At 66.7% G+C, this 13,733-nt stretch carries 8 protein-coding genes; 3 read left to right on the forward strand and 5 right to left on the reverse strand.

The annotated features are described in order from the left end of the window. Nucleotides 1-12: 12 nt before the first annotated feature. Nucleotides 13-1,203, reverse strand: a complete 1,191-nt coding sequence (locus WJU27_RS03315; RefSeq protein WP_341421115.1) for an NAD(P)/FAD-dependent oxidoreductase — start codon at nt 1,201-1,203, stop codon at nt 13-15. An 80-nt stretch (nt 1,204-1,283) separates the two neighbouring features. On the opposite strand from WJU27_RS03315, the gene WJU27_RS03320 reads away from it, so the two are divergent. Further along, nucleotides 1,284-3,296, forward strand: coding sequence for a cache domain-containing protein (locus WJU27_RS03320; protein ID WP_341421116.1), 2,013 nt, complete (start codon nt 1,284-1,286; stop codon nt 3,294-3,296). Nucleotides 3,297-3,331: 35 nt separating this feature from the next. Here the strand turns inward: WJU27_RS03320 and WJU27_RS03325 are convergent, their stop codons facing one another. After that, nucleotides 3,332-4,528 (reverse strand): phospholipase A, encoded by a 1,197-nt coding sequence (locus WJU27_RS03325; RefSeq protein ID WP_341421117.1) that lies wholly within the window; start codon nt 4,526-4,528, stop codon nt 3,332-3,334. A gap of 103 nt (nt 4,529-4,631) precedes the next feature. Then, nucleotides 4,632-5,834, reverse strand: coding sequence for an ammonium transporter (locus WJU27_RS03330; protein ID WP_020164989.1), 1,203 nt, complete (start codon nt 5,832-5,834; stop codon nt 4,632-4,634). Between the two features lie 270 nt (nt 5,835-6,104). Between WJU27_RS03330 and gdhA the strand changes: the two genes are divergently transcribed. Beyond that, nucleotides 6,105-7,448 carry an NADP-specific glutamate dehydrogenase gene (gene gdhA / locus WJU27_RS03335; RefSeq protein ID WP_341421118.1) on the forward strand — a complete coding sequence of 448 codons (1,344 nt, stop codon included), beginning with the start codon at nt 6,105-6,107 and terminating at the stop codon, nt 7,446-7,448. A 147-nt stretch (nt 7,449-7,595) separates the two neighbouring features. On the opposite strand, the gene WJU27_RS03340 is transcribed toward gdhA, so the two are convergent. After that, nucleotides 7,596-8,801 (reverse strand): amino acid aminotransferase, encoded by a 1,206-nt coding sequence (locus WJU27_RS03340; protein WP_020164987.1) that lies wholly within the window; start codon nt 8,799-8,801, stop codon nt 7,596-7,598. Nucleotides 8,802-8,971: 170 nt separating this feature from the next. Between WJU27_RS03340 and uvrB the strand changes: the two genes are divergently transcribed. Beyond that, nucleotides 8,972-11,014 carry an excinuclease ABC subunit UvrB gene (gene uvrB / locus WJU27_RS03345; protein ID WP_341421119.1) on the forward strand — a complete coding sequence of 681 codons (2,043 nt, stop codon included), beginning with the start codon at nt 8,972-8,974 and terminating at the stop codon, nt 11,012-11,014. Between the two features lie 12 nt (nt 11,015-11,026). On the opposite strand, the gene WJU27_RS03350 is transcribed toward uvrB, so the two are convergent. After that, nucleotides 11,027-13,678 carry a chemotaxis protein CheW gene (locus WJU27_RS03350; protein ID WP_341421120.1) on the reverse strand — a complete coding sequence of 884 codons (2,652 nt, stop codon included), beginning with the start codon at nt 13,676-13,678 and terminating at the stop codon, nt 11,027-11,029. Nucleotides 13,679-13,733: the final 55 nt, after the last annotated feature.

The following is a 13,733-nucleotide window of genomic DNA, read 5'->3' on the forward strand; positions in this document are numbered from 1 at the left end:
CAGAGGGCGCGCTCAGGCGGCCTGACCGGCGCACCAGCCCGACGACCAGGCCCACTGGAAGTTGTAGCCACCCAGCCAGCCGGTCACGTCGACCACCTCGCCGACGAAGTGCAGGCCGGGTACGCGCCGGGCGGTCATCGTCTTCTGGTCGAGCTCGCGCGTGTCGACACCGCCCAGCGTCACCTCGGCCTTGTTGTAGCCCAGCGTACCCGACGGATGCAGCGCCCAGCTCTTGAGCTTCGCAGCGATGTCGGCAAGCGTTGCGCGCGGCAGTTCGATCAGTGCGCTGTTCCATCGGCCGCCGCCTTCGAAATCCACCCATTGCTGGGCGAAGCGCTTCGGCAGGTGTTCCGCCAGCAGCCCCGCCAGCGTCTGCCGGCCGGCACGTGCCGATTGCAGCCAGCCTTCCGCGTCGTCCACGTCCGGCAGCAGGTCGATGCGCACCGGTTCGCGGCCGCCCGCCTGCTGCCAGTAGCTCGACGCCTGAAGGATGGCCGGCCCGGACAGGCCGCGGTGGGTGAGCAGGGTCTGTTCGCGGAATTCCGGGCCGTCGCAGGAGGCGATCGAATCGAAGGAGGCGCCGGACAGTTCGTCGAAGCGCGCCAGCCACTCCGGGTCCAGCGCCAGCGGCACCAGTGCCGGCTTGGGCGGGACCACGTTGAGGCCGAACTGCTCGGCCACCCTGTAACCGAAGGGGGTGGCGCCGATCTTGGGCACCGTGAGCCCACCGGTGGCGATCACCAGCGAGGCGGCGAAGCGCGCCCCCTGGTCGGTATCGACGCGGAACAGATCACCTTCGCGCGTGACGCCCGCTACCGCTGAAGGCTGTTGCCAGCGCACGCCGCCGGCGTCGCACTCGTCCTTCAGCAGGTCGATGATCTGCTGCGAACTGTCGTCGCAGAACAGCTGGCCCAGCGTCTTCTCGTGATAGCTGACGCCGTGCCGCTCGACCAGCGCGACGAAATCGCGCGGCGTGTAGCGCGACAGCGCCGAGCGGCAGAAATGCGGGTTCTGCGACAGGAAACAGTCCGGCCGCAGATCGCGGTTGGTGAAATTGCAGCGGCCGCCGCCGGAAATGCGGATCTTCTCGGCCAGCTTCGGATAGTGGTCGATCAGCAGCACGCTGCGGCCGCGGCTGCCGGCGGTGGCGGCACACATCAGGCCGGCCGCGCCGGCGCCGATCACGATCACGTCGACATGCATGGACGGGGAGGGCGGAAGGACGAAAGGCGCGAGTGTAGCGGGCGGCAGCGCAAACCCGAGGCCTGAAGTAGCATCGGCGGATGCGATTCATTCATTCACTGCGCCGCGGTTCGGTGCGCACCCGGCTGGTCGTGCTGGTGCTGGCGCCGCCGCTGCTGATGCTGCCGCTGCTGATCGGGCTGGTCGTGCACTGGGGCAATTCGGCCTACGACCAGTTGCTCATCTACAAGGTGAATGCCGAACTGACCATCGCACGCCAGTACTTCGACCGCGTGCTCGACGGCCAGAAGCAGGCGATCGCCGGGCTGGCCGCGTCGGGCAGGCTGCGCAGCGTGCTCGACAACCCGGCCAGACTTGGCACGCTGCTGGCGGCACAGGCCGGCTCGCAGCACTTCGACTATCTCTATGTGCTCGATCGTCAGGGGCGGGTGCGTGCAGCGTCCAACGGCGCGAAACCGGGTGAGGCGCGCGCCGACTGGCCGGTGGTGCGCGGCGCGCTCGAAGGCGAGGCACGGGTTGTGCTGTCGGTGTTCGACGCCGCCCGGCTCGAAGCGATCAGCCCGCCGCTGCTCGAACGCGCCCGACTCGCCATCGTGCCGACCACCAATGCGCGGCCCGACCCGCGCAGCGAGGAGGACCGCGGCATGGTGATCCATATCGCCGTACCGATACTCGACGCGCAGGGCGAACAGATCGGCGTGCTCGAAGGCGGTCAGCTGCTGAACCGCAACCTCGATTTCGTCGACACCATCAACGACCTCGTCTACAACGACGGCGCCTTGCCGCTGGGCTCGCGCGGCACCGCCACGCTCTTTCTCGACGACGTGCGCATCGCGACCAATGTGCGGATGTTCGGCGGCGACCGCGCGCTCGGTACGCGTGTGTCGGCGGCGGTGCGCCACCGCGTGCTCGACAACGGCGAACGCTGGCTGGACCGCGCCTTCGTCGTGAACGACTGGTATGTGTCGGGCTACGAACCGGTGGTCGATGGCGACGACCGGCGCATCGGCATGCTCTACGTCGGCTTTCTCGAAGCGCCCTTCCGCGAGGTGAAGCAGAACATCCTGGCGGCGCTGATCGGCCTGTTCGCGCTCATCATGGCGACCGGCGTCGTGCTGTCGCTGCGCGGCGCGCGCAGCATCTTCCGGCCGATCGAGCGGATGGACGCGACCATCGGCGCCGTCGAGAAGGGCGATGCGACGGCGCGCACCGGTGCGGTCGAGGGCGGTGAGGAAATCGCCCGTCTGGCCAGTCACCTCGATACCCTGCTCGATACCGTGGCTGCCCGTGAGGCCGAACTGAAACAGCTCAACGCCGAGCTGGACCAGAAGGTAGTCGAACGCACCGCCGAACTGCGCGAGGCACAGCGCCAGCTGGTGCGCTCGGAAAAGCTGGCTGCCATCGGCCAGCTCACCGCCGGTGTGGCGCACGAGATCAACAATCCGATCGCCGTGATGCAGGGCAATCTCGACCTGATGCGCGCCTTGCTCGGCCCGGCCGGCAATACGGTGAAGACCGAAGTCCGGCTGCTCGACGAACAGATCAACCGCATCCGCGTCATCGTGACCAAGCTGCTGCAGTACGCGCGGCCGGGCGAGTTCGCCGGCTATGTGGACGAGCTGGACACCGCGACGCTGCTGCACGACACGCTGCCGCTGGTGCAGCACCAGGCGCGCAAGTCCGGCGTCGACATCGTGTTCGATACCGAAGCGACGACACGCGTGCGCATCAATCGCGACGAGCTGCAGCAGGTGCTGGTGAACCTCGTCGTGAACGCGCTGCATGCGATGCCCGACGGCGGCACGCTGACGCTGGCGACGCGCGACAGCGAAGAGCCGGCAGGTGCACGGATAGACGTGCGCGACACCGGCCACGGCATCGCGCCCGAACATATCGGTCGCGTATTCGATCCCTTCTTCACCACCAAGCGTTCGGAAGGCACAGGCCTCGGGCTGTCGGTGTCGCTCGGTCTGATCGAGCGCTACGGCGGCACCATTACGGTCACCAGCACGCCGGGCGAGGGCACCTGCTTCAGCGTGCACCTGCTGGCCGAACCGCAGTTCCGCGGCGCCGAGGGACCGGCGCACGCGTAAGGCAGCGTCGCGACGCGAGTCGCGATGCTGCTTTTTCAGCGCACGATGGAAAAGCCGACGCGGAACTGCGCCGGGCCGCTGCGGTTGTAGTCGATCAGGCTTTCGCCGTAGCCATTGAAGTACTGGAAGTGCAGGAAGCCGCCAGCGCCGGCGTCCGCCAGCAGGCGGCGCTTCAGCCGGTAGGACAGGTCGAGCTGCAGCGAGCCCTGGTCGCCCGGATAGCTTTCCGCCTTCAGCAGCCAGCCGTCGTCGTTGCCCACTTCCAGGCCGACCAGCGCGTAGCCGCGGTACTTCGATATGTCGCGGTTGGTCGGGTCGCGGTCGGTGTAGTCGAACAGCTTCACCGACGCACCGACGTGGGTGTTGTGGTCGATGTCCCAGCGCCAGGACGGTTTCACGAACAGCGTGTCGATCGAGCGCGATTCGATGCCGTCGCGGCCGTTCGACTGGTGTTCGTAACCCGCCTGGGCGCTCACAGTGTGACGCGAGCCGATCTGCCGGTATGGCCCGAACTCGTAGAAGAAGCTGGGCTTGTAGGTGGTGTCGCGGAAGGGTTTGGAGTCGCCGCTCCAGTCCCAGGTCGAAGTCTGCGTGTAGCCGAAGTGCAGGCCGGTCAGCAGTTCGCCCAGCGGCAGTTCGGTCGCCCAGCCTTCCGGGTCGAAGATTCGGTACTTGAACGACAGCTGGAAGCGCGCCGTGGTGTCGCCGCGCGAGCCGGCGACGAAGTAGACCGGCTCGTGCGTCCCCAGACCGATACGATTGCGGCCCAGGTTGACCACGCCCGCTGGCTCGGCGTCCTGGTCGTCGGTCGTAGTGGGACGGGCGGCGCCCGGCGTCGTGATCGCCACTGCGCCGGCGGCCAGCGGCGCCGGTCTGAGCTGCACCAGCAGCACGCTGGATGCAGCCGACGTCAGTTCCAGACGGCCGGTGCCATCGAGATCGGTCGGGAATACCGCCGAGTAGTCGCGTCTCCCGCCCTGTGCCGGCGTGGCGGCGCGCAGCGTCACGTCGGCGGCGCGGGCGCCGACGATGATGCGTGCCTTCAGTTCGTCGGGCAGCGCTTCGCCGGCGGTCGACACGACCGTCAGTGTGAGCGGCAGACCGGGGTCGATCACGGTCTGCCGCGTGGCGAGCAGCAGGTCCGCCTGCACGGGCGCGGCGAACAGCGCACCGAGCAGCGCGAACAGCAGGGTGGAACGATGGTAGGGCGCGGCGCGACGCGGGCGGATCATGGCGGGGGACTCCAGTGTGGACTGCCCGCGATTCTGCCTTGCTGCCGGCCGCTTGCGCTGTCGGCATGGACCGACCACGCGCCAGCGCCGTCCTACCGGGTGTTCACCACAGCGTTTCGCGTTCCGGCGAGGCGCTGATGCGATGGATGGCGAGGTCGGCGCCTTCGAATTCCTGTTCCGCATCGAGCCGCAGGCCGACGAAGACGCGGAGGATGCCGTAGATGGCGAAGCCACCCGCCAGTGCAATGACGACGCCGGCTACGGTGCCGACCAGCTGCGTCATGAAGGTGACCGAGCCGAGACCGCCGAGCGCTTCCAGCCCGAAGATGCCCGCTGCGATGCCGCCCCAGGCGCCGCACAGGCCGTGCAGCGGCCATACGCCGAGCACGTCGTCTATCTTCCAGCGGTTCTGCGTCAGCGTGAACATCAGTACGAACAGGCCGCCGGCGACCGCACCGGTGGCCAGCGCACCGAGCGGGTGCATCAGGTCCGAGCCGGCGCAGACCGCGACCAGCCCTGCCAGCGGGCCGTTGTGCACGAAGCCCGGGTCGTTGCGGCCGGCGACCAGTGCCACCAGCGTGCCGCCGACCATGGCCATCAGCGAATTGACCGCGACCAGGCCGTTCACCGCTTCCAGCTTCTGTGCGCTCATCACGTTGAAGCCGAACCATCCGACGGTCAGTATCCAGGCGCCCAGCGCGAGGAAGGGAATGCTCGACGGCGGGTGCGCGGCGATGCCGCCGTCGCGCGAGTAGCGGCCGCGGCGCGCGCCGAGCAGCAGCACGGCGGCGAGCGCGACCCAGCCGCCGAACGCGTGCACCACCACCGAGCCGGCGAAATCATGGAATGGAGCGCCGAACTGCGCTTCGAGCCAGCTCTGGAAGCCGAAGTTGCCGTTCCACACCATGCCTTCGAACAGCGGATAGAGCAGGCCGACGATCAGCGCGGTCGCCATCACCTGCGGCCAGAAGCGCGCGCGCTCGGCGATGCCGCCGGACACGATGGCCGGGATTGCCGCCGCGAAGGTGAGCAGGAAGAAGAACTTCACCAGGTCGTAGCCACTCGACTGGGTGAGCGAGGCTGCACTGCCGAAGAAATGCACGCCGTAGGAAATGCCGTAGCCGATGAAGAAATACACCAGCGTCGATACGCAGAAATCGACCAGAATCTTCACCAGGGCGTTCACCTGGTTCTTGCGTCGCACCGTACCGACTTCGAGGAAGGCAAAGCCGGCGTGCATCGCCAGCACCATGATGGCGCCAAGCAGGATGAACAACACGTCGGCCGAGGTCTTGAAACTGTCCATGAGGGCTCCGGAAATCACAATCGCGGTGCGTTTAGCAAGGAGCGCACCAGAATGTGTCGGTCTGATGACGGTCGATGCACGGCGATTGAGCGTAATCCGGAGTGCCGCACCAGGCCGTGCTCCCGGCACTGCTCACTGGTCGGTCTTTGGTTGCACTGAGCTGGGGCGCAGCCTGTTTTCAGGCACTAAAAGTGTGCTTGCTGAAACAAATTCGATCAAAATGCCCTGCTGTGGTGCAAACAGCCTTAGTGCGTGATTCAGGAGACAGCGTTGAAGTACAGCAATTTCAAGTCGTTCGTGAGCGTCGTCGAGGCGCGCAATCCGGGGCAACCGGAATTCATGCAGGCGGTCACCGAAGTGATGGAGAGCCTGTGGCCCTTCATCGAGGCGCATCCGCGTTACGCCGAACAGGCCCTGCTCGAGCGACTGGTCGAACCCGAGCGGGTGATCATGTTCCGGGTCAGCTGGGTCGATGACAAGGGCGAGGTGCAGGTGAATCGCGGCTACCGCATCCAGCACAGCTCGGCAATTGGCCCCTACAAGGGCGGCATCCGCTTCCACCCGTCGGTGAACCTGTCCATCCTGAAGTTCCTGGCTTTCGAGCAGACCTTCAAGAACGCGCTCACCACGCTGCCCATGGGCGGCGGCAAGGGCGGCTCGGACTTCGACCCGAAGGGGCGCAGCCAGGGCGAAATCATGCGTTTCTGCCAGGCTTTCGTGTCCGAACTGTTCCGCCATATCGGCTCGGATACCGACGTGCCGGCCGGCGACATCGGTGTCGGCGGTCGTGAGGTCGGCTACATGGCGGGCATGATGAAGAAGCTGTCCAATCGTGCGGACTGCGTGTTCACCGGCAAGGGCCTGAGCTTCGGCGGTTCGCTGATCCGCCCGGAAGCGACCGGCTACGGCACTGTCTACTTCGCCGAGGAAATGCTGTGCCACGCCGGCCATTCGATGGCCGGCCTGCGCGTCGCCGTGTCCGGCTCGGGCAATGTGGCGCAGTACGCCGTGGAAAAGGCGATGGCGCTCGGCGCCAAGGTGGTGACGGTGTCCGACTCCGGCGGTACGGTGATCGACGAGGACGGCTTCACGCCGGAGAAGCTGGCCATCCTGATGGACGTGAAGAACGTGCAGTACGGCCGCGTCAGCGACTACGCGAAGAAGGTGGGCGCTGCTTTCGAGGCGAACATGCGGCCGTGGCGGGTGCCGGTCGATGTCGCGCTGCCTTGCGCGACGCAGAACGAACTGGACGAGAGCGATGCGCGCACGCTGATCGCCAACGGCGTCCGCTGCGTGACCGAGGGCGCCAACATGCCTTCGACCATCGAAGCGGCCAAGGCATTCGAGGCGGCGGGCGTGCTGTACGCGCCGGGCAAGGCATCGAATGCAGGCGGCGTCGCGACCTCGGGTCTGGAAATGAGCCAGAACGCGATCCGCATGAGCTGGACGCGCGACGAGGTCGATACCCGTCTGCTGCACATCATGCAGGGCATCCACGGCGCCTGCCTGCAGTACGGCAAGCACAAGGACGGCCGCGTCAGCTACCTCGACGGCGCCAATGTCGCCGGCTTCGTCAAGGTGGCCGAGGCCATGCTGGGGCAGGGCGTGGTCTGACGGACCTGCTCCCGCTCGGCGCCGCCGTGCTGGAGAGCGGTGCTCGCGACATCGGCCGCGGGGTGCCGCAACGACGCGTTGCCGTGCCTCCTGGCCAACAAAAAGCCCACTCCGCGGAGTGGGCTTTTTTCTGAAGCAGTGCTTCGATTACTTCAGGGTGATTGCCAGCGAGTCGGCCACGTAATCGATGTTCTTCGAGTTCAGCGCGGCCAGGCAGATGCGGCCGGTGCTGACCGCATAGATGCCGAATTCGTCGCGCAGGCGGTCGACCTGGGCCACGGTCAGGCCGGTGTAGCTGAACATGCCGCGCTGGCGCACGACGAAGGAGAAGTCGCGTGCAACGCCACGGGCGGCCAGCTTGTCGACCAGACCGGTGCGCATGGCGCGGATGCGCTCACGCATTTCGCCCAGTTCCTGTTCCCACATCGTGCGCAGTTCCGGCGTCGCCAGCACCGAAGCGACGATGGCGCCGCCGTGGGTCGGCGGGTTCGAGTAATTGGTGCGGATGGTGCGCTTGAGCTGGCTCAGCACGCGCGCCGACTCATCCTTCGACGCGGTCACGATGGACAGCGCGCCGACGCGCTCGCCGTACAGCGAGAAGGACTTCGAGAACGAGCTGGAAATGACGAAGCTCAGGCCGGACTGCACGAACTGGCGCACTGCCACGGCGTCCTGGTCGATGCCGTCGGCGAAGCCCTGGTAGGCCATGTCGAGGAAGGGCACCAGGTTGCGCGACTTGCACACCTCGACCACTTCGCCCCACTGGGCGTCGGTCAGATCGGCGCCGGTCGGGTTGTGGCAGCAGGCGTGCAGCAGCACGATCTGGTTGGCCGGCAGCGCCTTCAGGTGGGCAATCATCGCGTCGAAGCGCACGCCGCGGGTGTCGGCGTCGAAGTACGGATAGACATCGACTTCGAAGCCGGCGGCTTCGAACAGCGCGCGGTGGTTTTCCCAGCTCGGGTCGCTGATGTACACCCGGGCCTGCGGCAGCAGACGCTTCAGGAAGTCGGCGCCGATCTTCAGTGCGCCGGTGCCGCCCAGGGCCTGGGCGGTGACCACGCGGCCGTCGGCGGTCAGGGCGGCGCCCTGACCGAACAGCAGGTCCTGCACCGCCTTGTTGTAGGCCGGCGCACCCTCGATCGGCTGGTAACCGCGCGGCGGCGCATTCTTCATGCGCGCCTCTTCGGCCGTGCGCACCGCGCGCAGCAGCGGCAGCTTGCCCGCGTCGTCGTAGTACACGCCCACGCCCAGGTTCACCTTGGTGGTGCGGGTATCAGCGTTGAAGGCTTCGGTCAGGCCCAGGATGGGGTCGCGCGGGGCCATCTCGACGGACGAGAATACGGACGGGTTCATGCGTGCTCCGGTGTGCAGGGTTGGTTTGCCCGGTACGGGCGGTGCGTCGTGCTATTAAAGATAGGTCGAAAAACGGACAACAATCGCGCTAATGTCTGCCTTTGCCCGAACGCCGCCGAAGTCGCGCGGTCATCAGGCTGCAAACGATTTGTGCAACGCAAAATTCTACCATGTCGGAAACTGTCGCCGCACCCGCCTTGTTAACCTTTGACAACAGCCCTTACCGGCTGCACCAGCCCTTCCCGCCGGCCGGCGATCAGCCGGGCGCCATCGCCAAACTGGTCGAGGGCATCGACGACGGACTCATGTTCCAGACCCTGCTGGGCGTGACCGGTTCGGGCAAGACCTTCACGATGGCCAACGTGATCGCGCGCACCGGTCGCCCGGCCATCGTGATGGCGCCGAACAAGACGCTGGCCGCCCAGCTGTATTCCGAATTCCGCGAGTTCTTCCCGGAAAACGCGGTCGAGTACTTCGTCAGTTACTACGACTACTACCAGCCTGAAGCCTACGTGCCGTCGAAGGACCTGTTCATCGAGAAGGACAGCGCCATCAACGAGCACATCGAACAGATGCGGCTGTCGGCGACCAAGAGCCTGATGGAGCGGCGCGACGTGGTCATCGTCGCCAGCGTGTCGTCGATCTACGGCATCGGCGACCCGGTGGATTACCACGCGATGATCCTGCACCTGCGCGAAGGCGGCACGCTGCACCAGCGAGACATCATCGCCCGGCTGGTGCAGATGCAGTACCAGCGCAACGACACCGACTTCAAGCGCGGCACCTTCCGCGTGCGCGGCGACGTGATCGACATCTTTCCGGCCGAACACGCGGAAAACGCGCTGCGCGTGTCGCTGTTCGACGACCAGATCGAGGAACTGTCGCTGTTCGATCCGCTGACCGGCCAGGTGCGCAGCCGCATCGGCCGCTTCACCGTCTATCCGTCCAGCCACTACGTGACGCCGCGCGCCACCGTGCTGCGCGCGATCGATGCGATCAAGACCGAGCTGGAAATGCGTTCGAAGGAACTCGTCAGCCAGCACAAGCTGGTCGAGGCGCAACGCATCGAACAGCGCACCCGTTTCGATCTCGAAATGCTGAACGAACTGGGCTTCTGCAAGGGCATCGAGAACTACTCGCGCCACCTGTCAGGCCGCCAGCCGGGCGAGCCGCCACCGACGCTGATCGACTACCTGCCGCCGGACGCGCTGATGTTCATCGACGAGTCGCACGTGACCATTCCGCAGATCGGCGGCATGTACAAGGGCGACATGGCGCGCAAGACCAATCTGGTCGATTTCGGCTTCCGCCTGCCGTCGGCGCTGGACAACCGGCCGCTCAAGTTCGACGAGTTCGAGAAGCTGATGCCGCAGACAGTGTTCGTGTCGGCCACGCCGTCCGCCTACGAGGCCGCCAACCAGGGCCAGGTGGTGGAGCAGGTGGTACGGCCGACCGGCCTGGTGGACCCGGTGGTCGATATCCGCCCGGCGTCCACCCAGGTGGACGACCTGCTCGGCGAGATCCGCAAGCGGGTCGAGGCGTCCGAGCGGGTGCTGGTCACCGTGCTCACCAAGCGGCTGGCCGAGGACCTGACCGACTACTTCAGCGAGAACGGCGTGCGCGTGCGCTACCTGCACTCCGACATCGACACCGTCGAGCGCGTGGAAATCATCCGCGACCTGCGGCTCGGCGAATTCGACGTGCTGGTGGGCATCAACCTGCTGCGCGAAGGTCTGGACATTCCCGAAGTGTCGCTGGTCGCCATCCTCGACGCCGACAAGGAGGGCTTCCTGCGTTCGGAGCGCAGCCTGATCCAGACCATAGGCAGGGCGGCGCGACATCTGCACGGCACCGCCATCCTGTACGCCGACAACATGACCGATTCGATGAAGCGCGCCATTGCGGAAACCGAACGGCGGCGCGCCAAGCAGATCGCGCACAACGAAGCGCATGGCATCACGCCTAAGGGCGTGGTCAAGCGGATCAAGGACATCATCGACGGCGTCTACGACCAGGAAGAGGTCGCGCGCGAGCTGATGGTGGCCGAGGAACACGCGCGTTTCGAGGCGATGAGCGAGAAGGATCTGGCGAAGGAGATCAAGAAGCTCGAAAAGGAAATGGTCGAGCACGCGAAGAACCTGGAATTCGAAAAGGCGGCCGAGGCACGCGACCGCCTGTTCAAGCTGCGCAGCGGCGCTTTCGGCGTCGCCTGAGCTGGCACGGTCTCAGCGAGCGGCCGCCGCTTCGCGTCGCGGCAGCGGAATGGCTGCGGCCGGCGGCGTGCTCCCACCGGCGAGGCGATTGACGATGCGCTCGACGCCGAGCACCAGCAGCAGCGCTTCGTCGCCGTCGCCGCTGCCGCCAAGCACCGATTCGCCCAGCACATTGCCGCCGGCCAGCATCGCCGGTATCTGGCGCAGGCGGGCGGTCGATACTTCCGGAATGTCGCCCAGCGCGTCGGCCAGTATGCCGATGCGGGTGTCGTCGTCGCGGCGAAGCACGAGTACCTGCCGCGTCGAGTCGTCGAATGTCGACGGGACCGCTTCGTCGTCGTGCAGCATGCTGGCGATATCGAACACGGCGATCGGCACGCCGTCGTACATCAGATAGCCGGCCATCGTTTCGCCGGCACCGGGTACGCCGGTCAGACCGGCCGCATCGACCGCCTCGATGACTTTCTCGCTGCGCAGTCCGAACCAGTTCCGGCCGACGCGGAAGGTGGCGATTTCCACCGTGTCGTCGCTGCTCGCGTCGCCGCGGATGGCTGGCGCCATGCAGCTCGCCGTAGCGGACTGCACGGCGACCGCGCACAGGGGCATGAATACCAGTGCGGTGACGCGCGTGCGGGCGGCGTTCGCGCCGCTGCCGTACTCACGGTAGCCGTGCGAGTTCGCCACGCCGACCGCGAAGTACTGGTCGTCGATGCGCAGCACGCCACTGCCGTCGTCCGCCAGCGCCAGCGCTTCGACTGCCTCCGGCGGGCGGTGACCGGGGCGCCAGCGCTCGTCGGTGCAGGCAATCACCTGGGCCTCGGCGTCGATGAAGGCCGCGAAGCAGCCGTTGCGGACTGCGCCGTCGGCGCCGCGCGGCAGGCAGTCGCGCAGCATGGCGAGCAGTTGCGGCGCGCTGTCGAACACGACAGCGACGCCGCCGATGACCGGTGCCTTCTCGTCGCCGGCCGACGGCGCGCGCAGCGCTGCACCATATATATAGGTGGGTGCGTTGCCGTACAGCGCGCTCGGCGCAAAGGCGGACACTGCCCACGCCTGGGAGTCGTCCAGCGCCAGCGTCCTGCGCACCCAGTCCTCGCCCGGCGCGCGCCCGCTCCACGATGCGCCGCCGACGGTCGAACCCGATTCAGCGACGACCACGCCTTGCGTGTCGAACACCAGCAGGTTGGCATAGACGGTGTAGAGCGAGTGGATGTAGCGCAGCACCTCGGTGACGCGCTGCCGGCCCGCGTCGTCGATCGGCGCTGCAAGCACCTCGCGGAACACCGAGGTGAGCGCCCACCAGCGGCAGTCGTTGGCGCGCTCGTACAGATTGCGGTCGAGGATGTCGATGGCCAGCGACGCTGCGAAGCGGCTGTCGTGCAGGATGGCCGACACCACGGTTTCGTGCAGGTTGGCGATCGAGCGCTCGAACACGTCGCGGGTGCGGTCGCCGGTATTGCTGATTTCCCACAGCAGGATTTTCGAGAAGGCCGGGTTCAGTGCGCGCTGCGAACTGCTTTGCCGGACGTTGCCGTTCCACACCGAGCGGTTCAGCGTGCGCTGGATGCGGTCCGCCTGTTCCGGGATGCGCCGCAGCTGTTCGGAGAACAGTGTCGGGCTGGACATGATGGCGCTGCGTACCTCGTCGCCCAGCGCGCGCAGCGGTGCGGCCGCTTCGCGAGCGAAGGCGTGCTCGACCGGCAGCATCACCAGCCCGCACCAGCCGGGGCCGGCGTAGCCCTGATAGCCACGGCTCGGGCAGCGAATGGCGAGGTATTCGCGTGCGGCAAAGCGAAGCCGCTGGACCTCCGGACCGTCGGGGCAGGGCAGACGGGCACCGAGCGGAACGTGGAAGCGGTCCGAACTGGCGATCACCCGGTGGTCGGCGTCAACGACCAGAATGACGGCCCAGTCGTCGGCCGTCAGCAGGCCGTCGAAGATGCGCTGCATTTCGTCGTCGAAGCGGAACACCAGGCTCAGCACGCCGATCGCCTTGCCCGCGTCGTCGCAGACGCGGCAGGAATAGACCAGCGACTGTGTCTGTGCCGGAAGGAAGTCGACGGCGCGGAAGGTTTCCACGTAGCCGGCGTCGGTCGCCAGTGCGTCGGCGATCAGCGCGTCGTGCGACTGTGCCGGTGCCGTCGTGTCGTCCAGCCGCAGCAGGATGTGGCCTTCGGTGTCGGTCAGCACGATGTCCGAGTACACGGTGTACTTCGCCGCGTATTCGGCGAAGCGCGTGCGCAGTTGCGTCCGGGCGGCGGCCAGGTCGCGGGCCAGCAGCACATTGCCCGCGCATTCGTGGACCTTGCCGATGAACTGCCGGATGTCGGCGTCGCAGGCGAGGAATCCGATGTCGGCGGTGCGCTCGAACAGATTGCGCACCAGGATATCGATCGCGACCTGCGCCTTGGCCGACATTTCCTGCCGGCAGGTGCGCAATTCCTCGTGGCCGAGCTGGTTGAGCAGCGTGCCGGTCAGTTCGGCGAAAGCGTGCCGGGTCCCGCTCATGTCGGTGCCGGTCCCGGACAGCTGGCCCAGCATGGTGAGGTTGTCCCAGACCGACTGCAGGTTGCGCAGCAGTTCGCGGTACTCCTCGACGTTGTCCATGTGGCGGATGACACCCGCCAGCTCGGCATCGACTTCGATGTTCTTGTACTGGGCCATGGCTCGGCTCTCCTCATGTGCGATGTGTGCTGACGCACCCGTGGGGCGCCGCTTC

Origin of the sequence: Methyloversatilis sp. NSM2 (assembly GCF_038066675.1) — a bacterium.
Classification (GTDB): domain Bacteria; phylum Pseudomonadota; class Gammaproteobacteria; order Burkholderiales; family Rhodocyclaceae; genus Methyloversatilis; species Methyloversatilis discipulorum_A.